We start from the raw sequence: 25137 nt of genomic DNA, 5'->3' as shown, positions 1-25137 counted from the left end.
AAGCCGGTGTTACATCGCTTTTTTGGTCAACTCGATAACGCGCAGTTTGGCGATCGCTTTGGCCAGTTCCGCGGACGCCTGAGCGTAATCCACGTCGCCGTGAGAGCTGTTAATGTGCTCTTCCGCTTTACGCTTCGATTCCAGGGCTCGCGCTTCGTCGAGATCCTGGCCACGAATTGCCGTATCAGCCAGAACGGTCACGCTACCAGGCTGCACTTCAAGAATGCCGCCAGACAGATAGATAAACTCTTCATGACCGTGCTGTTTAACGATGCGAATCATACCAGGCTTAATGGCGGTGAGCAGCGGTGCGTGACCCGGGTAAATACCCAGTTCACCTTCACTACCCGTTACCTGGATTTTCTCGACCAGACCGGAGAACATTTGCTGCTCCGCGCTGACGACGTCCAGGTGGTAAGTCATTGCCATATCACCCTCCGATTAAGGCGTTAAAGTTTTTTGGCTTTTTCCACGGCTTCGTCGATAGAACCGACCATGTAGAACGCCTGCTCTGGCAGGTGATCGTATTCGCCTTCCATGATGCCTTTAAAGCCACGGATGGTGTCTTTCAGGGAGACGTACTTGCCCGGAGAACCGGTAAATACTTCTGCCACGAAGAACGGCTGGGACAGGAAGCGCTGAATCTTACGTGCGCGAGCTACCACCAGTTTGTCTTCTTCAGACAGTTCATCCATACCGAGGATGGCGATGATGTCTTTCAGTTCCTGATAACGTTGCAGCAGGGACTGTACGCCACGTGCGGTGTCGTAGTGCTCCTGACCCACAACCAGCGGATCCAGCTGACGGCTGGTGGAGTCCAGCGGGTCAACGGCCGGGTAGATACCCAGAGACGCGATCTGACGGCTCAGTACCACGGTTGCATCAAGGTGAGCAAAGGTGGTGGCTGGTGACGGGTCAGTCAAGTCATCCGCAGGGACGTATACGGCCTGTACGGAAGTGATAGAACCGGTTTTGGTGGAGGTGATACGTTCCTGCAGAACACCCATCTCTTCCGCCAGGGTCGGCTGATAACCTACCGCTGAAGGCATACGACCCAGCAGTGCGGATACTTCAGTACCGGCCAGGGTATAACGATAGATGTTATCGACGAACAGCAGAACGTCACGACCTTCGTCACGGAATTTCTCAGCCATGGTCAGGCCGGTCAGAGCAACGCGCAGACGGTTTCCCGGCGGCTCGTTCATCTGGCCATAAACCAGGGATACTTTATCCAGAACGTTGGAGTCGGTCATTTCGTGGTAGAAGTCGTTACCCTCACGAGTACGTTCACCTACGCCCGCAAACACGGAGTAACCGGAGTGCTCGATCGCGATGTTACGGATCAGCTCCATCATGTTTACGGTTTTACCTACACCCGCACCACCGAACAGACCAACTTTACCGCCCTTAGCGAACGGACACATCAGGTCGATAACTTTGATGCCGGTTTCCAGCAGTTCCTGAGAGCTGGACAGCTCCTCATAGGACGGAGCTGCACGGTGAATAGCCCAACGCTCTTCTTCGCCGATGTCGCCTTTCATATCGATTGGCTGACCCAGCACGTTCATGATACGACCCAGCGTTGCTTTACCAACCGGGACTTCGATCGGGTGCTCAAGGTCTTTAACTTCCAGACCACGACGCAGACCGTCGGAAGAACCCATGGCGATAGCACGTACGATACCACCGCCGAGCTGCTGCTGAACTTCCAGCACCAGGCTCTCATTACCATTCTGTACCTCAAGAGCATCGTACACGCGCGGTACGGCATCCTGAGGGAATTCGACGTCAACCACGGCGCCGATTACCTGGACAATTTTTCCAGTAGCCATCTTGAATCCTCTACGAATTAACCTGGTTATACCGCGGATGCACCACCGACGATCTCGGTGAGTTCCTGAGTAATGCTGGCCTGACGAGCTTTGTTGTATACCAACTGCAGCTCTTTAATCAGGCTGCCGCCATTATCGGTTGCGGCTTTCATCGCCACCATACGTGCGGCCTGCTCGCTGGCCAGGTTTTCTACCACGCCCTGATAAACCTGGGACTCGACATAACGACGCAGGAGGGTATCCAGCAGCGCTTTCGGGTCTGGCTCATACAGATAATCCCAGGATTTACGCTTCAGCTCAGCATCTTCTGATGCCGGTAACGGCAGCAGCTGAGTGATGGTCGGAGTCTGGGACATGGTATTAATAAATTTGTTGCTGACAACGTACAGCTTGTCCAGACGGCCTTCATCATAGGCCTGCAACATCACTTTTACCGGGCCGATCAGTTCGGACAGCGATGGGTTATCCCCCATGCCAGTCACCTGGGCGACAATATTGCCACCGACGGAACTAAAGAAAGATACGCCTTTAGAGCCGATCATTGCGATGTCGCACTGAACGCCTTTATCGGACCATACTTTCATATCTGCCAGCACTTTCTTGAACAGGTTAATGTTCAAGCCGCCGCACAGACCACGGTCGGTCGACACCACCAGGTAGCCCACGCGTTTAACGTCGCGTTCTTCCAGGTACGGGTGCTTATATTCCAGATTACCGTTTGCAAGGTGACCAATCACTTTGCGCATAGTATCTGCATAAGGACGGCTGGCCGCCATGCGCTCCTGCGATTTACGCATTTTGGAAGCGGCGACCATTTCCATCGCTTTAGTGATCTTTTGCGTGTTCTGGACGCTTGCGATCTTACTACGTATCTCTTTTGCGCCGGCCATGAACTTCTCCTCAATGCCTTGCGGCCTGCCCTAAGGCAAGCCGCCAGACTTTACCAGGACTGGGTTGCTTTAAAGGAGTCGAGGATGCTTTTCAGCTTGCCTTCGATCTCGTCGTTATAGCCACCGGTCTGGTTAATCTCTTGCATCAGCGGAGCGTGGTCACGGTCAACGTAAGCCAGCAGAGCGGCTTCGAAGCTACCGATTTTCGCCAGTTCCACATCTTCGAGGTAACCGCGTTCAGCAGCAAACAGGACCAGACCCTGCTGTGCTACAGACATAGGTGCATACTGTTTCTGTTTCAGCAGCTCGGTTACTTTCTGACCATGGCTCAGCTGTTTACGGGTTGCTTCATCCAGATCGGATGCGAACTGAGAGAACGCAGCCAGTTCACGATACTGTGCCAGCGCGGTACGGATACCACCGGACAGTTTCTTGATGATCTTGGTCTGAGCAGCACCACCCACACGGGATACGGAGATACCCGGGTTAACCGCAGGACGAATACCGGAGTTAAACAGGTTGGTTTCCAGGAAGATCTGACCATCGGTAATGGAGATTACGTTGGTCGGAACGAACGCAGAAACGTCACCCGCCTGGGTTTCGATAATCGGCAGTGCGGTCAGGGAGCCGGTTTTACCTTTAACTTCACCTTTGGTGAATTTCTCAACGTATTCCGCGTTAACGCGGGATGCGCGCTCCAGCAGACGGGAGTGGAGGTAGAACACGTCGCCCGGGAATGCTTCACGTCCTGGCGGACGACGGAGCAGCAGGGAAACCTGACGGTAAGCAACAGCCTGTTTAGACAGGTCATCGTAAACGATCAGCGCATCTTCACCGCGATCGCGGAAGTATTCGCCCATTGCGCAACCGGCATACGGTGCCAGGTATTGCAGTGCAGCGGATTCAGAAGCGGTCGCCACAACAACGATAGTGTTGGACAGCGCGCCGTGCTCTTCCAGTTTACGTACCACGTTAGAAATGGTGGACGCTTTCTGGCCGATAGCGACGTAGACGCACTTGATACCGGAATCACGTTGGTTGATGATCGCATCGATTGCCATCGCGGTTTTACCGGTCTGACGGTCACCGATGATCAGCTCACGCTGGCCACGGCCGATTGGAATCATGGCATCGACGGATTTATAACCGGTTTGTACCGGCTGATCGACGGACTGACGTTCGATAACGCCCGGAGCGATAACTTCGATTGGCGAGAAGCCATCGTGCTCAACCGGACCTTTACCGTCGATAGGTGCACCCAGGGTGTTCACCACGCGACCCAGCAGGCCACGGCCAACCGGAACTTCAAGGATACGGCCAGTACATTTAACCTTCATGCCTTCGGCGAGGTCAGCGTACGGACCCATGACTACTGCACCTACGGAGTCGCGCTCCAGGTTCAGTGCGATAGCGTAACGGTTACCCGGCAGGGAAATCATCTCACCCTGCATACAATCGGCCAGGCCGTGGATGCGGATAACACCGTCACTGACGGAAACAATAGTACCTTCGTTGTGAGCTTCGCTCACCACATTGAACTGAGCAATGCGCTGCTTGATCAGTTCGCTGATTTCGGTGGAATTCAGTTGCATGCTCCAGTCCCCTTAAGACTGCAAGACGTCTGCAAGGCGATCAAGACGGCCGCGTACGCTACCATCAATGACCATATCACCCGCACGGATGATAACACCTGCCATAACAGACTTATCGATTTTGCAATTCAGCTTAACTTTGCGTGACAGACGTTTTTCCATCGCGCCGACGATCTTCTCAAGCTGTGCTTCACTCAACTGGGAGGCAGAAATAACATCTACCTCTGCGGTTGCCTCACTGGCAGCGCGCAGGTGAATAAATTGCTCAAGAACATCCGGGAGCACTTGCAGACGACCATTTTCAGCCATAACCCGAATCAGGTTCTGGCCATTTTCGTCCAGTTGCTCACCGCATACCGCAATGAACGCGTCAGAGAGCGTTTCCGGCGCCAGAGCACCGGACAGAAGCTCTGCCATTTGTTCGTTTTTGGTCACTTCAGCGGCAAACGCCAGCATATCCTGCCAGCGTTCAACACTTTTGTGTTCGACGGCAAAGTCAAAAGCTGCTTTGGCGTAGGGGCGAGCTACCGTTACAAATTCAGACATCAGCCCCTCCCTCCTTACAGTTCAGCGACAAGTTTGTCCACGATGTCGCTGTTAGCAGCTTCATCCACGGAACGTTCGATGATCTTCTCGGCGCCAGCAACAGCCAGGATTGCGACCTGCTTACGCAGCTCCTCGCGAGCACGTTTACGTTCGGCATCGATTTCAGCCTGCGCCTGTGCGACGATTTTGGTGCGTTCCTGTTCTGCTTCAGCTTTAGCTTCGTCCAGCATCTGAGAGCGACGCTTGTTCGCCTGCTCGATGATGACCTGAGCTTCCGCTTTCGCTTTTTTCAGCTGGTCGGTCGCGTTGGCCTGTGCAAGGTCCAAATCTTTCTTAGCGCGTTCTGCAGAAGCCAAACCGTCAGAAATCTCTTTCTGACGTTTTTCGATGGCAGCCATTAACGGCGGCCATACGTACTTCATGCAGAACCATACGAAAAGAACAAACGCGATGGCCTGGCCGAGGATTGTTGCGTTCATGTTCACAGCACAATACCTCTTAAATTAACTCTGTGGCTTAGGTTTCTTTCGAACAACTTACTACGCGACAGCAAACATCACGTACAGACCCAGACCTACAGCGATCATCGGGATAGCATCCACCAGACCCATAACGATAAAGAACTGAGTACGCAGCAGAGGAATCAGATCCGGTTGACGCGCTGCGCCTTCCAGGAATTTGCCCCCGAGGATGCCGATACCGATCGCAGCACCGATCGCCGCCAGACCCATCATCACAGCGGCAGCCATGTACAGCAGATCCATATTCAGGTTTTCCATGACAGTCTCCAGTTTGTTTCAGTAAAAACGTAGTATGTTGGTAAAAATCAATGCTCTTCAGATGCCATCGACAGATAGACGATCGTCAGAACCATGAAGATGAAGGCTTGCAGCGTAATAATCAGGATGTGGAAAATGGCCCATGGCACATTCAGAACCCACTGTGACCACCACGGCAGCAGACCAGCAATCAGAATGAAAATCAGCTCACCGGCATACATGTTGCCGAACAGTCGCAGACCAAGTGAAACCGGTTTGGACAGCAGGCTTACCCCTTCAAGGATTAAGTTGACAGGAATGAATGCCCAGTGATTGAACGGCTGCAGTGTCAGTTCTTTAACGAACCCACCCACGCCTTTCATTTTGATGCTGTAGAAAAGAATCAGGATAAACACGCCAAGCGCCATCGACAGGGTGATGTTCACGTCAGCAGACGGAACCACGCGCAGTGCAGGCAGGCCGAAAATGTGTTCGCCGATATACGGAATCAGGTCGATTGGCAGCAGGTCCATCAGGTTCATCAGGAATACCCAGACGAACACGGTGAGGGCCAGCGGAGCAATCAGCTTGCTCTTGCCATGATACATGTCTTTGACGCTGCCATGGACGAAGCCAATGGTCATCTCGATAGCCGTCTGGAGTTTACCAGGAACACCGCTGGTCGCTTTTTTCGCAACGCTACGGAAAATGGTAAGGAACAACAGACCGAGCACCACTGAGAAGAACATGGAGTCAATGTTGAGCGTCCAGAAGGTGGCCGGGGGGTTGTGCGGATCCACCAGCGAGAAAGTACGCAGGTCCAGCTGAAGGTTGTTCAGATGGTGGCCTATGTATTCCTGCGGCGTCATATTTTCTGCAGCCATGATGCCTTTTACCCTTTGTTGTTAATTACAGCTGGTGCCAGAATTTGTACCACCAGCACCAAAACCCACGTCACTATCAGCGGCATGAATACCACTTTGAATACGGCCAGCGCCACCGCGAGGAGGGCAAAGGTCAGCAACACCTTGAAAGCTTCGCCGAAGGCGAAGGTCCAGGCCACTCGGCCTTTAGATGGTGTATGCGCCTGATGACGCCAGGCAAAAATCATAAACAACATGTTTGGCAAAACAACCGCCAAACCTCCGCATACTGCGGAGACGCCCCAGAAGGGGTCTTTTAGGCTGAACAGCAGTCCACTTGCTATTACTGCCAGTAACTGAATAAACAGAAGCTTACGAGCAACGTTTCGACTCAAGAGCGACACAGACATCACGTTTTTACTCCTGCTCCCTTCGAGGTATGTCGCGTGTCGTATAAAACGTCCTTTAAGACGAAGAGTCAAGCATCAAAAAGCGGACAAATTATACGGTGACGCCCCGTGATTTCAAACAATAAGTAGCAAAATAGTGAATAAATGTTTAATTATTTTCCAGCAGGCAACTTTTCCTGCATTTTGCCAATCTGTGAGCCGTCATACGAAACTGCAAATACTGAGAAAACACAGAGATTAAAGCGTGCACCAGATCACATATTAAACATTTTAGAGTAAAGCGAATTAATTCCGCTCATAAATTGTCTGTTTTCATCTTTTTGATATTAAAGATAAAAAATGAGCAGTTTTTATAAAACAACCGCGCATACAATGAAAACCTTTTATTGACATTTATAATAAATATTTAACATCTGTATGCCCTGTCAGTTGCTCGATTTTTAGCGTACTGATATTTTCAATGTTGACTATTTTATGGGTTAACCAACCGTTAAAGTTAACTTCGAGATAACCCATAGTAAAAACATGGTTAAAACACGCCGGGAATAGCTCGCAGTGACATTTATTTTTGTAACATGCGGCGGTCTCATTTTTTTCACATTTTTTGATAAAAACTAAATCATTTTTGGCTTAATAACCACCAGGTGACGCTCCCCTTCCAGCTCAGGAACATGCAGCCTGATGATCTCGCTGACGGTGTATCCTTCGGGAAGATTTGCCATTTCATCTTCCTGGGCCACCCCTTTCAACGCATAGAAGCAGCCGGTTTCCGACGGCAGATGATGACACCAGCTGACCATGTCATTCAACGAGGCAAATGCGCGGCTGATGACGCCATCGAACGGCGGCTCAGCGGGGAAATCTTCCACGCGGCTCTGAACCGGGGCGATATTCTCCAGTTTTAACTCATGCTGGACCTGACGAAGAAAACGCACGCGCTTACCGAGGCTGTCCAGCAGCGTGAAATGTGCTTGCGGGAGAACTATCGCCAGCGGGATTCCCGGTAGTCCAGGCCCTGTTCCGACATCGATAAAACGCGTTCCCTGCAGGTACGGCGCAACAACAATGCTATCGAGGATATGGCGAATCAGCATCTCATTCGGATCGCGAACGGAAGTCAGATTGTAGGCTTTGTTCCACTTATCCAGCATGCCAACGTAGGCCACCAGCTGGTTTTTCTGGTGATCGGTGAGCGAAATACCGGCTTCAGCCAGCAGACGAGAGAGTTTGTTGAGCACGTTCTGTACCTGTCCAGAAATAATGAGCCCGGAGGCGATGACGCTTACCGGGCCGGTGAATCAAAAAGGGCGGAGAAGCAGCCTGCTATCCGCCAAATTCCGCCTGTCAGGGCAATCAGGCGCTACGGCGCAGCATCCCCTGCTTTTTCAGCCAGACCAGCAAAATAGAGATCGCCGCTGGCGTGATGCCGGAAATACGCGAAGCCTGACCGATTGAAGACGGTTTGTGATCGTTGAGCTTGGCAATCACCTCATTCGACAACCCGATCACCTGACGATAATCAAGCGTTGCCGGCAGGATCGTATTCTCATTACGCTGCTGTCTTTCGATCTCTTCCTGCTGACGAGCAATATACCCTTCGTACTTCACCTGGATTTCGACCTGTTCTGCGGCCTGCACATCTTCGAGGCCCGGCGCGAACGGCGACAGCTGAACCAGCTGCTCATAGGTCATTTCCGGACGACGGAGTAAATCTTCTCCACTCGCTTCGCGAGAAAGTGGTGCAGTCAGGTGAGCATTCACTTCTTCCGCACTGTCCGCCGCCGGATAAACCCAAGTGGATTTCAGACGCTGACGCTCCAGCTCAATGCTTTCCAGCTTCTCGTTGAAACGCGCCCAGCGTTCATCATCGACCAGACCCAGTTCACGCCCCTGTTCCGTCAGACGCAGATCGGCGTTATCTTCGCGCAGCATCAGACGATATTCGGCGCGTGAAGTAAACATCCGGTACGGTTCTTTGGTCCCCAGAGTACACAGATCGTCGACCAGCACGCCGAGGTAGGCTTCCGAACGCGCCGGCGCCCATCCCTCTTTTTCCGCAGAGAAACGACCGGCGTTCAGACCGGCAAGCAGCCCCTGGGCGGCAGCTTCTTCGTAACCCGTGGTGCCGTTAATCTGTCCGGCAAAGAACAGACCGTGGATATATTTACTTTCCAGCGTCGGCTTCAGATCGCGCGGGTCGAAAAAGTCGTACTCAATAGCGTAGCCTGGACGAACGATTCTGGCGTTCTCCATGCCTTGCATAGAGCGAACAATTTGCATTTGTACGTCAAACGGCAGGCTGGTGGAGATACCGTTTGGATAAATTTCGTTGGATGTCAGCCCTTCTGGCTCGAGGAAGATCTGATGCTGGTTACGATCGGCAAAACGCATCACTTTATCTTCGATCGACGGGCAATAACGCGGTCCGATCCCTTCAATCACCCCGGCATACATTGGGCTACGATCGAGGTTATTACGGATCACGTCGTGGGTTTTCTCGTTGGTATACGTGATATAGCACGGTACCTGCTGCGGATGCTGAGACACGTTGCCCATGAACGAGAAGACCGGCATGGGGTTATCACCATGCTGCGGCGCCAGGACGCTAAAATCGATGGTACGGGCGTCAATACGCGGCGGCGTACCGGTTTTCAGGCGGCTGACGCGTAGCGGCAGCTCACGTAAGCGGCGAGAAAGGGGGATGGACGGCGGATCGCCTGCGCGACCACCGCTGTAATTATCCAGTCCGATATGGATCTTGCCGTCAAGGAAGGTGCCGACGGTCAGGACCACCGCTTTGGCGCGGAATTTCAGACCCATTTGGGTAACGGCACCGACAACCCGATCGTTTTCAACAATCAGATCCTCAACCGCCTGCTGGAAGATCATCAGGTTGGGCTGGTTTTCCAGCGCAGTGCGCACCGCCTGACGATAGAGCACGCGGTCTGCCTGAGCGCGTGTCGCCCGTACCGCCGGGCCTTTGCTGGCGTTTAGTATCCTAAACTGAATGCCTGCCTGGTCGATCGCTTTCGCCATCAGTCCGCCAAGCGCATCCACTTCTTTTACCAGGTGTCCTTTCCCAATGCCGCCAATCGCCGGGTTGCAGCTCATCTGCCCCAACGTGTCGATATTGTGTGTCAAAAGCAGGGTCTGCTGACCCATTCGCGCTGCGGCCATCGCGGCCTCAGTGCCTGCATGACCCCCGCCAATGATGATGACGTCAAAAGGATCCTGATAAAACATGGTGGTATGCCTCGCATAAAGCGGTTTGAAAATGGATTGAAGCCCGGGCCGTGGATTCTACTCAACTTTAGTCGATCGAGAAAGCTCCGGGATCTTGAGTATTAAAAAGAAGATCTTTTATTTAGAGATCTGTTTTATTGTGATCTCTTATTAGGATCGAACCTTTCTGTGGATAAGCCGGATCCGCGTTTTAAGATCAAATGCTTAAGAAGGATCACTATCTGTGAATGATCGGTGATCCTGTTCCGTATAAGCTGGGATCAAAATGAAGGGTTATACACAGGTCAAAAAGCAGCCACTGGTTATACGTTGGATAACTACCGGTTGATCAGAGCTTTTAACTGTAGTTATCCACAGAAGATCGGACGATCTTTACAAAACTTAGAGTAAATCTTTCCAGGATCCGACCCAAATCTCAGCCGGATCCTCCGGAATTTCATGTTCCAGGACATTTATCTTCAGCGTTTCGCCGATCTGTTGGGCACCACATGCCTTCAATGCGCTGTCGATTTTGTCGATGGCGCCGCAAAAGGTGTCGTATTCGCGGCTACCAATACCTACGGCGCCAAAACGAACGGCGGACAGGTCTGCCTGCTTTTCCTGAAGCGCTTCATAGAACGGCAGCAGATTATCAGGGATATCGCCCGCACCATGTGTCGAGGAGATAACTAACCAGATCCCTTCAGCCTGCAGATCCTCGATCAACGGACCGTGCTGGATTTCGGTGCTGTAGCCCGCCTCTTCCAGCTTTTCAGCCAGATGCTCCGCTACATATTCCGCACTGCCCAGGGTACTGCCGCTGATAAGCGTAATGTCTGCCATGATCGTCTGCTCAATTATTCAGAGTGGCACATTGTACGCTGTGTGAGAGCTGGGATCTACCTGTGGAAAATGTGGGATTAAAAAAGCCCGATCACGGGCGGATGGTCCGCATGATCGGGTTCTGCAGGGAGATCAGGGTCTCGGTGGACTGAATTTCATCGATTGTTTGGATCTTGTTGATAAGTACCTGCTGCAGGGCATCGATCGAGCGGCACATCACCTTAATAAAGATGCTGTAGTGCCCGGTGGTGTAGTAGGCCTCGGTAACCTCGTCGAGGCTTTCGAGTTTGGCCAGCGCGGAGGGATAGTCTTTGGCGCTTTTCAAAATGATGCCGATAAAGCAGCAGACGTCGTAACCGAGCTGTTTGGGGTTCACGTCGATACGGGCACCGGTGATGATGCCCGCCTGTTTCATCTTCTCCACACGAACATGAATCGTCCCCGGGCTGACGCCAAACTGTTTGGCCAGTTCAGCATAGGCGGTACGGGCATTGGCCATTAAGGCTTCCAGGATGCCGCGGTCCAGATTGTCGATCTGATAATTTTCCATAGGTTTTTCTTATGATGTTTGATGATTCTTTCTATATTAGCCATATATTTTAATGAATCAAAAGTGAACATGGCTTTTTGTTGTTTGATTATTGAATTGGTGGTCGTTTTTGTTGCTTAATCAATATCAACAGGACGCAGGAGTAATAAAAAATGAAAACCGCATACATCGCAAAACAACGCCAGATTAGTTTCGTTAAGTCTCACTTTTCCCGCCAGCTGGAAGAGAAGCTTGGTCTGATTGAAGTCCAGGCACCTATCTTAAGCCGCGTAGGAGACGGGACTCAGGACAACCTGTCTGGTTGCGAGAAAGCGGTTCAGGTGAAAGTGAAAACACTGCCAGACGCCCAGTTCGAAGTGGTTCATTCACTGGCGAAGTGGAAACGTCAAACCCTGGGACAACACGACTTCAGCGCGGGCGAAGGGCTGTACACGCACATGAAGGCCCTTCGCCCCGATGAAGACCGACTGACCGCCATTCACTCCGTTTACGTCGACCAGTGGGACTGGGAACGCGTGATGGGTGATGATGAACGTCATGTCGGCACATTAAAATCAACCGTAGAGGCTATCTACGCCGGGATCAAAGCGACCGAGGCCGCCGTATGTAAAGAGTTCGGCCTGACGCCGTTCCTGCCGGAACAGATTCAGTTTGTCCATAGCCAGACGCTGCTGAGCCGTTATCCGGATCTCGATGCCAAAGGCCGCGAGCGGGCGATTGCCAAAGAGCTGGGAGCCGTATTCCTGATAGGGATTGGCGGTAAGCTTTCTGATGGTCAGCGTCACGACGTTCGTGCGCCGGATTATGATGACTGGAGTACGTCGGTTGAGGAAGGCTTTAGCGGCCTGAACGGCGATATTCTGGTGTGGAACCCGGTGCTGGAAGACGCTTTCGAGCTCTCCTCTATGGGGATCCGCGTGGATGCCGAGGCCCTGAAGCGCCAGCTGGCGATCACCGGTGATGAGGATCGTCTGAAACTGGAGTGGCACCAGGCGCTGCTGCGCGGTGAAATGCCGCAGACTATTGGCGGCGGCATTGGTCAATCCCGTCTTACCATGCTGCTGCTGCAGCTGGATCATATCGGCCAGGTGCAGTGCGGAGTATGGCCGGCGCAGGTTCGTGAGAGCGTGACTTCGCTCCTTTAATTGCCCGGAGAGATCCGTTAACGCCGCCAGCGTCGCAGCAGGCGGCTACGTAACCCGGTATCAAAGCGCCAGATATGATCGAAGATGCGCATTATGCCGGGTTTGCCATGTACAGACATCGCCACCGCATGAAAGCGATGATGATGCTTGCGCTGTAGCTCCCCCACCTTATTGATCACCTCGTCCGGCAGCCGCTGGGCAATAAAATCGGAAATCACCACCGCATCGGCATCGACCCACTGCGGATTTTGCATTCGCTCAATGATCGAACGGAAACAGCTGGCTAAATCCGTACCGCCGCGAAAACGCTGGCTCAGGAAGCGGATCGCCTGCTCCAGACCCTGCGGGCCCGTCAGCTCGTAATGCACGACTTCACTGGAGAAAAGCATAATAAAGCAGCGGCGATTGTCCGCCAGCGCCACCCGCATTAATGCCAGGCAAAATGCCTTGGCGCACTGTTCGTTGAAACCGCCCATCGAGCCGGAAGTATCGACGCAGACGATAAACGGTCCGCGCGGCTGCTCGTCAACATCTTGTCGGGTCACCGGCCGCTCGGTGATTTTTTCCCGCCAGGCGTCGCCATGTAGCCGATAGGTCAGCAGCTGCTTTTCTACCAGCTTGCGATAGAACTCGAATTCCAGTTCAGTGATCCCCAGCGTCGCCAGCTCCGGCGGCAGCAGGCGCAGGATATCGTCGCTCTGTTGTAGGCCATCAACCTGTTCCGGTACCGTTGCCGGCTCACGCACCAGGCTGCGAAAGGCTTCCATCGGCGCATCCTTTTTCGGTACCGATTTGGCTTCCCGCGAGCGGCCTAACTGTTCAGCCAGCTGCATCAGCTCCGGCTGCTGGCTGAGAAAGTCACCGTAGCGAACGATCAGCTGATAGTCACCGCGCTTCAGCTCACCTGCGCTCATATCCCACAGCCGGCCCGCGGCGTTATCGTTTTCCACCAGCACCGGCTCCAGCTGCCCGCTCAGCGTCATCCTCTCCTGGACTTCGCTCAGCAGCTGATCGCGTTCTTCATCCAGTAGCTGCTGGTTGAGTGTGGTTGCCTGCACCACCAGACTCAGACGCCAGCGTTGTAAAAACAGGGTATGTAGTGCGGGCGTGAAGGTCGCATTGTCATCCACCAGCAGCTGCGCCTGGGCTGCAAACGGCGAGTGCAGCTGATGCAGCTGGCCAAGGATCTGCGGGAGCTGCACGATGAACTGCGAGGTGGAGAGCAGCTGCGATCGCTGATAGTGCTGTACTTCAATATCCAGCTCCGGCGGGATCGGCGTCTCTTTGAGTCGTGCTCTGACGGCTTGCCGCCAGCGTGGAATATCGGCGGCGATAATATTCTTCAGGCGCGGAAATTTTTCGAAGAACACGGCAAGCTGAGGAGAGGCCAGCAGCGCCAGCAGCATCTCCTCGATCATCCCCTCTTCGCTGACTGCCAGCATGACATTCAGCATATCCAGCGTCATGGCTGTCGCGCCTGTTTAATCTGCGTGCCGACGTCCTGCAGGCTGGCTTCAATACGTCCTAGCCAGTCACCGGGAATAAACAGACATTTTTGCTGTTCGCTAAAGCGGTTATGTTGCTGGTGCCACTCGTCATCCAGCGCTTCCAGCTGCTGGCGGATTTCTGCCGGCATGTTTTCTTGCGATTCGCTGCCGGGCAACGAAAGACGGGATCCTTGCAGGCTGACGTCGCGCACAACCAGATGCTGGCTGGCATCGACATCGATATTCAACTGCTGGGCGAAACCAATGCCGTTAAGCTTGCCGCGGATTTCACCGCCTTTTTCCAGCCAGTGCGAAAGCTCTTCGCGGACGAAGGTAATATGAATCACTTCCATATCGTGCAGCTTAAGCGGCTGCTGGAGCAGCAGAGTCAGCGTGGTATCTTTGAGTTCAGACGGTAATTCATAATGCGGCTTACGGCTGAACATCCCGCCGAGGCGCGTGACCTTCAGCGCGGTTTTGTCGCTGTGCTGCTGTTGGATTTGGATGCGTCTTTGGGTTATGGCGCCCAGTTTGGTCAGCATTGCCTGCTGTTGCCAGGCATGGCTGGTCATCAAGGTTTCCAGCTGCTGTGACATCAGATTCATGCTTTCGATATCGTGCCACAGACAATCTTTCAGCAAAATCAGATCGATAGGAGCAATAGTATCCCGGCCGCTGAAGAAGGCGCTGGCCTGCAGCAGACGAATGGCCTTTTTCCAGCGCCGATCCGAGACATAAGGCGAACCCGGTAACGTATCCAGCTGCTGGCGGAGCTGGAAGATAAGCTCAAACACACTATCCGGAAGCTTCACGGCGCTGATATCCTGCTGCCACTGCCGGAACTCTTCGTCGCTGACCTGCAGGCTGGCGGGGACCGGGTTGCTGTTTTCATCCTGCTGGCTTATCAGCATCGAGCGGAAGTTCGTTTTATCCTGAACCTTATCCAGCCATAAACGGATGAGCATACGGTCGTACAGCGCTTCAAGGCTGCTGTCCGCTTCCGGTAATTCGTTTGAGGCCGCCACCAGCAGGCGCATGGGGATTTTTTCTTCTTTCGCCCCGTTGCGGAAATGACGTTCGTTGATTGCCGTCAGTAAGGTGTTGAGGATAGCCGGCCCGGCTTTCCAGATTTCATCGAGGAAGACAATTTCGGCTTCCGGAAGGTAGCCTGTCGTCAGGCGCTCGTAGCGTCCTTCATCCTTCAGCGCCTGGATGGAGAGTGGACCAAAAACCTCTTCCGGAGTGGAAAAGCGGGTCATCAGGTATTCAAAGGCGCGGGCTTGCTGAAAGGCAAATTTGAGGCGGCGGGCGATCAGGCTTTTAGCGATGCCCGGCGGACCGAGTAAAAAAACGCTTTCGCCGCTGAGTGCGGCAAGCAGGCAGAGTCGTATCGCGTGACTGCGTTCGAACAAACCTTTTTCGAGGGAGGCGCTGAGCCGGGAAATTCTTTCTGCCAGTAAATGTGATTGAGCCATAATTGAGTTGCGTGCTTTTTCATGTGTCGTTATTGATCCGAGTATAGATGTTTGATTAGGGATGGTAATAGCCTGAAGAATCGATTTATTTTCTTTGAGTCAGGTTAATATGATGTTCGTTAGGGGTACGATTCAGCAAATAATCGTGCATACTGTGCGCTTTTTGTGGGCCAAGGGACTAGGCACACATTTGTTTTATAAACGAAAAGACTAGTCTATGAGCACTGATAATAAGCAATCGTTGCCAGCAATAACGCTGGCGGCTATCGGCGTGGTATACGGAGATATCGGTACCAGTCCGCTGTATACACTTCGGGAATGTCTGTCTGGTCAGTTTGGGTTTGGCGTTGAACGTGATGCTGTTTTTGGCTTTCTGTCGCTAATATTCTGGCTATTGATCTTTACCGTATCACTCAAATATATCACCTTCGTCATGCGCGCAGATAACGCCGGTGAAGGGGGGATCCTGACGCTGATGTCGCTGGCGGGCCGCAATACGTCCGCGCGAATGACGTCGGTTCTGGTTATTCTTGGCCTGATCGGCGGCAGCTTCTTCTATGGCGAAGTGGTGATTACGCCAGCGATTTCGGTGATGTCGGCTATTGAAGGGCTGGAAATTATCGCCCCTAATCTGGATACCTGGATTGTCCCCATCTCCATTATCGTGCTGACGCTGCTGTTTGCTATCCAGAAGCACGGCACCAGTATGGTCGGCAAGCTGTTCGCGCCGATTATGCTGATTTGGTTCCTGCTGCTGGCGGTGCTGGGCGCGCGCAGCATTATCGCCAACCCGGAAGTGCTGCAGGCGCTAAACCCTTACTGGGCGGTTCATTTCTTCCTTGAATATAAAACCGTCTCTTTTGTTGCGCTGGGCGCGGTGGTGCTGTCCATTACCGGTGTTGAAGCGCTGTATGCGGATATGGGGCACTTTGGCAAACTTCCGATTCGCCTGGCCTGGTTCTCGGTGGTGCTGCCCTCGCTGGTGCTGAACTACTTCGGTCAGGGAGCGCTGCTGTTGCAGCACCCGGAGGCGATCAAAAACCCCTTCTTCCTGCTGGCCCCTGAATGGGCGCTGATTCCGATGCTGATCATTGCGGCGCTGGCGACGGTTATCGCCTCGCAGGCGGTAATTTCCGGCGTCTTCTCGCTGACTCGCCAGGCGGTTCGTCTGGGATATCTGTCGCCGATGCGGATTATTCATACCTCGGAAATGGAGTCCGGACAGATCTATATTCCGTTCATCAACTGGCTGCTGTATGTCTCGGTGGTGATCGTGATTATCAACTTCGAGCACTCTTCGAACCTGGCGGCGGCATACGGGATCGCGGTAACGGGAACCATGGTGTTGACCACGATTCTCTTCACTACGGTCGCGCGTAAAAACTGGCGCTGGAATAAGTTCGTTGTCGCGCTGCTCCTTATCGCCTTTATGAGCATTGATTTTCCGCTGTTCTCGGCCAACCTCGATAAGATTGTTTCCGGCGGCTGGCTGCCGTTAACCCTGGGTCTGGTGATGTTCACCGTGATGACGACCTGGAAAAGCGAGCGTTTCCGTCTGCTGCGTCGGATGCATGAACACGGTAACTCTCTGGAAGCGATGATCTCTTCCCTGGAGAAATCACCGCCGGTTCGCGTGCCGGGGACTGCCGTATATATGTCCCGTGCGCTGAACGTGATTCCGTTTGCCCTGCTGCATAACCTGAAGCACAACAAGGTGCTGCATGAACGCGTGATTCTGCTGACGCTGCGTACTGAAGATGCGCCTTATGTGCATAACGTCCGCCGGGTGCAGATTGAGCAAATCTCACCGTCGTTCTGGCGCGTGGTGGCCAGCTACGGCTGGCGCGAAACGCCAAACGTGGAAGAGGTGTTCCACCGCTGCGGGCTGGAAGGCCTGAGCTGTCGGATGATGGAAACCTCCTTCTTTATGTCGCATGAATCGCTGATTATCGGCAAACGGCCATGGTATCTGCGTTTGCGCGGAAAACTGTACCTCCTGCTGCAGCGTAACGCCCTGAGGGCGCCGGACCAGTTTGAAATCCCGCCAAACCGGGTGATTGAACTCGGTACCCAGGTCGAAATCTGATGCTCTGAAGCCCTTCCACGTGAAGGGCTTTTTTTGGTTTTTTGCCCCGCTTCACTTTTCCTTCCCGGCGTTTGCGAAACGTTTCGATGGCGATCACATTTCTCTCTTCTGGTGATGGTTTTTCGCGCGTGTATTGACAATACTTGCGACAGCGAAACGTTTCGCTAATGGAGCAAAAGAGAAAAATGAAAAAAGGCACCGTACTTAACGCTGATATTTCTTCGGTTATCTCCCACCTGGGTCATACCGATACGCTGGTGGTCTGCGATGCCGGTTTACCGGTTCCCCGCAGCAGCGCGCGCATCGATATGGCATTAACCCAGGGCGTTCCCTCCTTTATGCAGGTTCTGGAGGTGGTGACGGCGGAAATGCAGGTTGAGGCGGCGATCCTGGCGGAAGAGATAAAAACTCATAATCCGCAGCTCCATGCGACGTTGCTCACTCACCTTGAGCTGCTGCAGCAACACCAGGGAAACACCATTGAAATTCGTTACACCAGTCATGAGCAGTTTAAAAAACAAACCGCAGATAGTCAGGCGGTGATTCGCAGCGGGGAGTGTTCCCCGTATGCGAACGTTATTCTCTGTGCCGGCGTGACGTTCTGAGGTCGCCGATATGGAAGCCTTATTGCAATTAAAAGGGATCGATAAAGCGTTCCCTGGCGTTAAGGCGCTCTCCGGCGCCTCGCTCAATGTCTATGCTGGCCGCGTGATGGCGCTGGTCGGCGAAAACGGCGCCGGCAAATCCACCATGATGAAGGTGCTGACCGGGATCTATACCCGCGATGCCGGCTCGCTGTTGTGGCTCGGCAAAGAGATCACCTTCAACGGACCGAAATCCTCCCAGGAAGCCGGTATCGGCATTATTCACCAGGAACTCAATCTGATCCCACAGCTGACGATCGCGGAAAACATTTTCCTCGGTCGTGAGTTCGTGAACCGGTTTGGCAAAATCGACTGGAAAACAATGTATGCCGAAGCCGACAAACTGCTGGCAAAGCTGAATTTACGCTTTAACAGCCAGAAGCTGGTGGGCGATCTGTCGATTGGCGATCAGCAGATGGTTGAAATCGCCAAGGTGCTGAGCTTTGAGTCGAAGGTCATCATTATGGATGAACCAACGGACGCATTGACCGATACCGAAACGGAATCTCTGTTCCGCGTCATCCGCGAGCTGAAAGCGCAGGGGCGCGGAATTGTCTATATCTCTCACCGTATGAAAGAGATCTTCGAGATTTGCGATGATGTGACGGTCTTTCGCGACGGGCAGTTTATCGCCGAGCGCGAGGTAGCCAGTCTGAATGAAGATCTGCTGATCGAAATGATGGTTGGCCGCAAGCTGGAAGATCAGTACCCGCACCTGGATAAAGCGCCCGGTACGGTTCGTCTGAAGGTGGACAATCTGTGCGGACCGGGCGTTGAAAATGTGACCTTTTCCCTTCGTCAGGGCGAAATTCTCGGCGTCGCCGGGCTGATGGGGGCCGGACGCACGGAGTTGATGAAGGTGCTGTACGGCGCGCTGCCGCGCACCAGCGGTTCCGTCACGCTCGACGGCCATGAAGTGGTGACCCGTTCCCCTCAGGATGGTCTGGCAAACGGGATTGTCTATATTTCCGAAGACCGCAAGCGCGATGGCTTAGTGCTCGGTATGTCGGTGAAAGAAAACATGTCGTTAACGGCACTGCGCTATTTCAGCCATGCTGGTGGCCGCCTGAAACACAAAGATGAGCAGCAGGCGGTGAGCGATTTTATCCGCCTGTTCAATGTGAAAACGCCGTCAATGGAACAGGCAATAGGTCTGCTCTCCGGCGGTAACCAGCAAAAAGTGGCCATCGCCCGCGGGCTGATGACGCGGCCGAAGGTGCTGATCCTTGATGAACCGACCCGCGGCGTGGACGTGGGGGCGAAGAAAGAGATCTATCAGCTGATCAACCAGTTTAAAGCCGATGGTCTGAGCATCATTCTGGTCTCTTCGGAGATGCCGGAAGTGCTGGGCATGAGCGATCGCATCATCGTGATGCATGAAGGGCATCTCGGCGGTGAGTTCACACGCGAGCAGGCCACCCAGGAAGTATTGATGGCTGCCGCTGTGGGCAAGCTTAACCGTGTGAATCAGGAGTAAAAAAGATGACAACCCAGGCTGTTACTGGTCGCCGCTATTTCACAAAAGCATGGCTGATGGAGCAAAAGTCGTTGATTGCCCTGCTGGTGCTGATAGCGATTGTTTCGACCATGAGCCCCAACTTTTTTACCGTTAATAACCTCTTCAATATTCTGCAGCAGACGTCGGTCAACGCCATTATGGCCGTCGGAATGACGCTGGTCATTCTGACCTCGGGGATCGACCTGTCCGTCGGCTCCCTGCTGGCGCTGACCGGCGCGGTTGCGGCATCGATTGTGGGGCTGGAGGTTAATGCGCTGGTGGCGATTGCCGCGGCGCTTGCTTTAGGCGCGGCAATTGGCGCAGTGACCGGCGTGATTGTGGCGAAAGGGCGTGTTCAGGCCTTTATCGCTACCCTGGTGATGATGTTGCTCCTGCGCGGGGTGACGATGGTCTACACCAACGGTAGTCCGGTGAACACCGGGTTTACTGATAACGCCGACCTGTTTGGCTGGTTTGGTATCGGGCGCCCGTTAGGGGTTCCGACGCCGGTGTGGATTATGGCAATCGTCTTTCTGGCGGCTTGGTACATGCTGCACCATACGCGGCTGGGTCGTTATATTTATGCGCTGGGCGGTAACGAGGCGGCAACCCGCTTATCCGGCATCAGCGTCAATAAAGTAAAAATCATCGTCTATTCGTTATGCGGCCTGCTGGCTTCGCTGGCGGGGATTATCGAAGTGGCGCGTCTCTCTTCCGCGCAGCCGACGGCGGGGACCGGCTATGAACTGGATGCTATCGCGGCGGTCGTGCTCGGCGGCACCAGTCTGGCGGGTGGTAAAGGCCGTATTGTCGGTACCTTGATTGGTGCGTTGATCCTTGGCTTCCTGAACAACGGTTTGAATCTATTAGGCGTTTCATCCTATTACCAGATGATCGTGAAAGCGGTGGTAATTTTGCTGGCGGTGCTGGTAGACAACAAAAAGCAGTAACTAAGAACTCTACAGGACATCTTAACTATGAATATGAAAAAACTGGCGACCCTGGTCTCTGCTGTGGCTCTCAGCGCAACCGTCAGCGCCAACGCGATGGCCAAAGACACTATCGCCCTGGTTATCTCTACTCTGAATAACCCGTTCTTTGTTTCTCTGAAAGAGGGGGCGCAGAAAGAAGCTGACAAACTGGGTTACAACCTTGTCGTACTGGATTCGCAGAACAACCCGGCGAAAGAGCTGGCGAACGTGCAGGATTTAACGGTACGTGGCGCGAAGCTGCTGCTGATTAACCCTACCGATTCTGATGCAGTAGGTAACGCCGTGAAGATGGCTAACCAGGCGAAGATCCCGGTGATTACCCTCGACCGTCAGGCTTCGAAAGGCGACGTTGTCAGCCATATCGCGTCTGATAACGTGCTGGGCGGTAAGATGGCCGGCGACTACATTGCGAAGAAAGCCGGTGAAGGCGCGAAAGTGATTGAACTGCAGGGTATTGCAGGGACCTCCGCAGCTCGTGAACGTGGTGAGGGCTTTAAGCAGGCCGTTGCCGCGCACAAATTCAATGTGCTGGCCAGCCAGCCGGCGGACTTCGACCGAACCAAAGGTCTGAACGTCATGCAGAACCTGCTGACCGCCCATCCTGATGTGAAAGCGGTGTTTGCGCAGAACGATGAAATGGCGCTGGGTGCGCTGCGCGCATTACAAACGGCAGGCAAATCCGATGTGATGGTGGTTGGATTTGACGGTACTCCGGATGGCGAAAAAGCCGTAAATAGTGGCAAACTGGCAGCGACCATCGCTCAGTTGCCAGAGCAGATCGGCGTGAAAGGCGTGGAGACTGCTGATAAAGTGCTGAAGGGTGAGAAAGTGGATGCCAGCTATCCGGTTGAGCTGAAGCTGGTCATTAAGCAGTAATATGCGATTCGGCTCGGAAACGATCCGAAGGACAATATAAAAAAGAAAAGCAGGGCATGCGCCACCGGAGTCCGGTGGCGCGCTTTCCCGGGAACAGAAATAATGAAAACCGCAGGCAAACTTGTCGTCCTTGGCAGCATCAATGCCGATCACATTCTTAACCTTGAATCTTTCCCGACGCCGGGCGAAACCGTCACCGGTCATCATTATCAGGTGGCTTTCGGCGGTAAAGGGGCTAACCAGGCCGTCGCCGCCGGGCGAAGCGGCGCGGATATTGCGTTTATTGCCTGTACCGGTGATGACGATATCGGCGAACGCGTTCGCCGCCAGCTGGAGCGCGATCGTATCGATGTTGCGCCGGTGCGTGCGGTCAACGCTCAATCGACCGGCGTGGCGCTAATTTTTGTTAACGCCGAAGGTGAGAATGTCATCGGTATTCATGCCGGAGCTAACGCCGCGCTCTCTGTCGAGCAGGTTGAGGCGGAAAAAGCGCGTATTGCGGGTGCTCAGGCGCTGCTGATGCAGCTGGAGTCACCGCTGGAAAGCGTGCTGGCGGCGGCAAAAATCGCCCATCAGCATCAGACCACCGTTGTGCTCAACCCGGCACCGGCGCGCGACCTGCCAGATGAGTTGCTTTCGCTGATAGATATTATTACGCCTAACGAAACCGAAGCAGAGAAGCTGACCGGCATCCGCGTTGAAAACGATGACGATGCGGCTAAAGCTGCCCGTGTGCTGCATGAAAAAGGCATTGGTATCGTGATGATTACGCTTGGCAGCCGGGGCGTATGGGTCAGCCATGACGGTCAAGGCCGTCGGGTTCCCGGTTTTAAAGTTCAGGCCGTCGATACCATTGCCGCTGGCGATACCTTTAATGGCGCCTTTGTGACGGCCTTACTGGAAGGAACCGCGCTGGACGAAGCGATCCGTTTTGCCCATGCCGCGGCAGCGATTGCCGTTACCCGCAAAGGCGCACAGCCTTCCGTACCATGGCGCGAAGAAATCGACGAGTTTTTACGTCAACAGGGGTAACGTTTGGCTACCATGAAGGATGTAGCCCGCGAAGCGGGCGTTTCCACTTCAACAGTTTCTCACGTCATTAATAAAGATCGCTTCGTCAGCGAGGCGATTACCGCCAAAGTTGATGCGGCGATTAAAAACCTTAACTATGCGCCGTCTGCGCTGGCGCGTAGCCTCAAATTAAACCAGACCCGGACCATTGGCATGCTGATCACCGCCAGTACCAATCCGTTTTATTCGGAACTGGTGCGCGGCGTGGAGCGCAGCTGTTTTGAGCGTGGTTATAGTCTGGTGCTGTGTAATACCGAAGGCGATGAGCAGCGTATGAACCGCAATCTTGAGACGCTGATGCAAAAACGCGTCGACGGTCTGCTGCTGCTGTGTACCGAAACGCATCAACCTTCACCGGAAATTATGCAGCGCTACCCGTCAGTCCCTACGGTGATGATGGACTGGGCGCCGTTCGACGGCGATAGCGATCTGATTCAGGACAATTCGCTGCTGGGCGGCGATATGGCAACCCAATATCTGATTGATAAAGGATATACCCGCGTGGCCTGCATTGCCGGGCCGCTGGATAAAACGCCGTCGCGCCTGCGCCTGGAGGGATATCACGCGGCAATGGCGCGCGCCGGGCTTCCGGTGATGGAAGGTTATGTCATTACCAGTGATTTCGAATTTGGCGGCGGATTTAGCGCTATGCAAAAGCTGCTCGCCTTACCCGAGCGGCCGCAGGCGGTGTTCGTCGGCAACGACGCGATGGCCGTTGGAGCCTATCAATCGCTGTATCAGGCCGGGTTACGAATTCCGCAGGATATGGCGCTGGTGGGGTATGACGATATCGAACTGGCGCGCTATATGACGCCGCCGCTGACCACTATCCATCAGCCGAAAGATGAACTGGGCGAACTGGCCATCGATGTGCTGATTCATCGCATGGCCGACCCGGGTCAGAAGCAGCAGCGCGTTCAGCTCACCCCGGAACTGGTCGTTCGCGGCTCCGTCTAACGCTTGTGCCGCTCCTTAATCAGGTTGCGGCCGTCTTTCGCTCTTAACAGCATAAATGTCAGCGCCGAAACCACGGTAATCGCCCCCATTGTAATAAAGGTGTAGTGGAACTGCTCAACGGTACTGGCGCTGTCGAACCCTTCATAAAAACGTAGCACTGCGGCGCTAATGGCGACGCCGAGGCTAATGGATAGCTGCTGCGTCACGGCCAGCAGGCTATTGCCGCTGCTGGCGTTATCATCGGTCAAATCGGCCAGCGTGATGGTATTCATCGATGTGAACTGGGTAGACATCGCCATCCCCAGCACAAACAGCGGTAGCAAGAGCATCCAGACAGGCATTGCCGGAGACTGGAATGAGAACTGGGCAATCATCAGTCCGATAAAAATGGTGACGCCGACCAGGGTTTTCCGATAGCCGAGCCAGCGTAAAATCTGCGTCACGGTCGATTTCGCGATAATCGACCCGATGGCGGTGGGGGCTATCATGCAGCCTGCGACGATCGCCGGATAGCCAAAACCGACCTGCAACATCAAGGGCATCAGAAACGGCACGCAGCCGGTTCCCAGACGCGTCGCCAGATTACCGGCAATACCGACCGAAAAGGTGCGCGTTTTAAATAAAGAAAGCGAGATCAGCGGAGTCGGGTGGCGGCGTGCGTGGCGGATATAGGCCAGCAGCAGGATGACGCTGAGGGCAATGACCGAAAGGGCTATCCAGGTTGCGACGATTTTCTCGCCAAACAGTTCGATGCCGCTGGAAAACAGTACCAGGCTCAATCCAAACAGCAGAAAACCGGTGGTATCGAAACGCCGGCGCGGGGTGGTGAAATCCGGCATATATTTGCGCGCGTAAAGTATCCCGATAATGCCGATAGGAATATTAATGAGGAAAATCCAGTGCCAGCTGGCCCAGGTAACCAGCACGCCGCCGAGCACCGGCCCAAGAATAGGGCCAACAAGGCCGGGCATAGTGACGAAGTTCAGTACGGGGAGCAGTTCGCTGCGCGGGTAGGCTCTTAATAATGCCAGGCGCGCCACCGGCATCATCATGGCGCCGCCTATCCCCTGAATCACGCGAAAGATAACCAGCTCCATTAATGAACTGGAGAGGGCGCAGGCCAGTGATCCGAGCGTAAACAGGCCGACGGCAATGATAAACACCTTACGGGTGCCGAAGCGGTCAGCTAACCAGCCGCTGACCGGGATAAGCATAGCGACCGTTAATGTGTAGCTGATGATGGCGGACTGCATGGCCAGCGGTGAACGGTTAAGGCTATGCGCAATGGCGGGAAGGGCGGTGTTGAGAATGGTGGCATCCAGCGCCTGCATAAAAAAAGCCATGGCTGCAATCCACGGCAGTCCGGCCATACTGCGCCCTTTTTTTTCGCTCATGCGGAA

24 protein-coding genes are annotated in these 25137 nt (G+C 53.8%); 8 read left to right on the top strand and 16 right to left on the bottom strand.

Annotated features, from left to right (window positions below):
* Positions 1-9: 9 nt before the first annotated feature.
* From AC236I_RS25045 to asnC, 13 genes are all read right to left on the bottom strand, one after another.
* Complete coding sequence (locus AC236I_RS25045) at positions 10-429, bottom strand: F0F1 ATP synthase subunit epsilon (protein ID WP_004869216.1); 420 nt, start codon at positions 427-429, stop codon at positions 10-12.
* Positions 430-449: 20 nt separating this feature from the next.
* The gene (atpD, locus tag AC236I_RS25040) at positions 450-1832 is read right to left on the bottom strand and encodes a F0F1 ATP synthase subunit beta (RefSeq protein WP_004869217.1); all 1383 of its coding nucleotides are present in this window, start codon (positions 1830-1832) and stop codon (positions 450-452) included.
* 26 nt (positions 1833-1858) lie between these two features.
* A complete protein-coding gene (atpG, locus tag AC236I_RS25035; RefSeq protein ID WP_004869218.1) occupies positions 1859-2722 on the bottom strand; it encodes a F0F1 ATP synthase subunit gamma in 864 nt (287 codons plus the stop codon).
* A gap of 50 nt (positions 2723-2772) precedes the next feature.
* Positions 2773-4314: a F0F1 ATP synthase subunit alpha gene (atpA, locus tag AC236I_RS25030; protein WP_004869219.1), complete on the bottom strand. Its 1542-nt coding sequence runs from the start codon at positions 4312-4314 to the stop codon at positions 2773-2775.
* Between the two features lie 12 nt (positions 4315-4326).
* On the bottom strand, positions 4327-4860 hold the full coding sequence (gene atpH / locus AC236I_RS25025; protein ID WP_004869220.1) for a F0F1 ATP synthase subunit delta: 534 nt from the start codon (positions 4858-4860) through the stop codon (positions 4327-4329).
* 14 nt (positions 4861-4874) lie between these two features.
* Positions 4875-5345, bottom strand: a complete 471-nt coding sequence (gene atpF, locus AC236I_RS25020) for a F0F1 ATP synthase subunit B (protein ID WP_004869221.1) — start codon at positions 5343-5345, stop codon at positions 4875-4877.
* A 54-nt stretch (positions 5346-5399) separates the two neighbouring features.
* Positions 5400-5639 carry a F0F1 ATP synthase subunit C gene (gene atpE, locus AC236I_RS25015; protein WP_000429386.1) on the bottom strand — a complete coding sequence of 80 codons (240 nt, stop codon included), beginning with the start codon at positions 5637-5639 and terminating at the stop codon, positions 5400-5402.
* A gap of 47 nt (positions 5640-5686) precedes the next feature.
* Positions 5687-6502, bottom strand: coding sequence for a F0F1 ATP synthase subunit A (gene atpB, locus AC236I_RS25010; protein WP_004869223.1), 816 nt, complete (start codon positions 6500-6502; stop codon positions 5687-5689).
* An 8-nt stretch (positions 6503-6510) separates the two neighbouring features.
* Positions 6511-6891, bottom strand: coding sequence for a F0F1 ATP synthase subunit I (gene atpI / locus AC236I_RS25005; RefSeq protein ID WP_004869225.1), 381 nt, complete (start codon positions 6889-6891; stop codon positions 6511-6513).
* Positions 6892-7505: 614 nt separating this feature from the next.
* Positions 7506-8129 (bottom strand): 16S rRNA (guanine(527)-N(7))-methyltransferase RsmG, encoded by a 624-nt coding sequence (gene rsmG, locus AC236I_RS25000; RefSeq protein ID WP_004869227.1) that lies wholly within the window; start codon positions 8127-8129, stop codon positions 7506-7508.
* Between the two features lie 115 nt (positions 8130-8244).
* Entirely contained in the window at positions 8245-10134 is a 1890-nt protein-coding gene (mnmG, locus tag AC236I_RS24995; RefSeq protein ID WP_004869229.1) for a tRNA uridine-5-carboxymethylaminomethyl(34) synthesis enzyme MnmG, read from the bottom strand.
* A gap of 381 nt (positions 10135-10515) precedes the next feature.
* Complete coding sequence (gene mioC / locus AC236I_RS24990) at positions 10516-10956, bottom strand: FMN-binding protein MioC (protein WP_004869231.1); 441 nt, start codon at positions 10954-10956, stop codon at positions 10516-10518.
* A 91-nt stretch (positions 10957-11047) separates the two neighbouring features.
* Positions 11048-11506, bottom strand: a complete 459-nt coding sequence (gene asnC / locus AC236I_RS24985) for a transcriptional regulator AsnC (RefSeq protein ID WP_004869233.1) — start codon at positions 11504-11506, stop codon at positions 11048-11050.
* Between the two features lie 152 nt (positions 11507-11658).
* Between asnC and asnA the strand changes: the two genes are divergently transcribed.
* Positions 11659-12651 (top strand): aspartate--ammonia ligase, encoded by a 993-nt coding sequence (gene asnA / locus AC236I_RS24980; RefSeq protein WP_004869235.1) that lies wholly within the window; start codon positions 11659-11661, stop codon positions 12649-12651.
* 17 nt (positions 12652-12668) lie between these two features.
* On the opposite strand, the gene viaA is transcribed toward asnA, so the two are convergent.
* Together viaA and ravA are read right to left on the bottom strand one after the other, a co-directional pair.
* The gene (gene viaA / locus AC236I_RS24975) at positions 12669-14117 is read right to left on the bottom strand and encodes an ATPase RavA stimulator ViaA (protein ID WP_004869237.1); all 1449 of its coding nucleotides are present in this window, start codon (positions 14115-14117) and stop codon (positions 12669-12671) included.
* Positions 14114-15613: an ATPase RavA gene (gene ravA, locus AC236I_RS24970; RefSeq protein WP_004869239.1), complete on the bottom strand. Its 1500-nt coding sequence runs from the start codon at positions 15611-15613 to the stop codon at positions 14114-14116. Before ravA ends, viaA begins: the two co-directional genes overlap by 4 nt.
* A gap of 217 nt (positions 15614-15830) precedes the next feature.
* On the opposite strand from ravA, the gene kup reads away from it, so the two are divergent.
* The 7 genes from kup to rbsR all read left to right on the top strand — a co-directional run bounded on the left by kup (position 15831) and on the right by rbsR (position 23737).
* Positions 15831-17699: a low affinity potassium transporter Kup gene (kup, locus tag AC236I_RS24965; protein ID WP_004869240.1), complete on the top strand. Its 1869-nt coding sequence runs from the start codon at positions 15831-15833 to the stop codon at positions 17697-17699.
* 185 nt (positions 17700-17884) lie between these two features.
* Complete coding sequence (rbsD, locus tag AC236I_RS24960; protein WP_088883545.1) at positions 17885-18304, top strand: D-ribose pyranase; 420 nt, start codon at positions 17885-17887, stop codon at positions 18302-18304.
* A gap of 10 nt (positions 18305-18314) precedes the next feature.
* Complete coding sequence (gene rbsA, locus AC236I_RS24955) at positions 18315-19820, top strand: ribose ABC transporter ATP-binding protein RbsA (protein WP_004869243.1); 1506 nt, start codon at positions 18315-18317, stop codon at positions 19818-19820.
* Positions 19821-19825: 5 nt separating this feature from the next.
* Positions 19826-20791, top strand: a complete 966-nt coding sequence (gene rbsC, locus AC236I_RS24950; RefSeq protein ID WP_004869245.1) for a ribose ABC transporter permease — start codon at positions 19826-19828, stop codon at positions 20789-20791.
* Positions 20792-20818: 27 nt separating this feature from the next.
* Entirely contained in the window at positions 20819-21709 is an 891-nt protein-coding gene (rbsB, locus tag AC236I_RS24945) for a ribose ABC transporter substrate-binding protein RbsB (RefSeq protein ID WP_004869247.1), read from the top strand.
* A gap of 102 nt (positions 21710-21811) precedes the next feature.
* Positions 21812-22741 (top strand): ribokinase, encoded by a 930-nt coding sequence (gene rbsK, locus AC236I_RS24940; protein WP_004869249.1) that lies wholly within the window; start codon positions 21812-21814, stop codon positions 22739-22741.
* A gap of 12 nt (positions 22742-22753) precedes the next feature.
* A complete protein-coding gene (gene rbsR / locus AC236I_RS24935; RefSeq protein WP_004869251.1) occupies positions 22754-23737 on the top strand; it encodes a ribose operon transcriptional repressor RbsR in 984 nt (327 codons plus the stop codon).
* Here the strand turns inward: rbsR and mdtD are convergent.
* Complete coding sequence (gene mdtD, locus AC236I_RS24930; RefSeq protein WP_004869253.1) at positions 23734-25131, bottom strand: multidrug transporter subunit MdtD; 1398 nt, start codon at positions 25129-25131, stop codon at positions 23734-23736. The genes rbsR and mdtD overlap by 4 nt on opposite strands.
* Positions 25132-25137: the final 6 nt, after the last annotated feature.

The sequence above is a fragment of the Klebsiella sp. Sb-30 genome, assembly GCF_057652795.1.
Note: the sequence above shows the minus strand (reverse complement) of the source record. Positions and strands in the feature narration are given on the sequence as shown.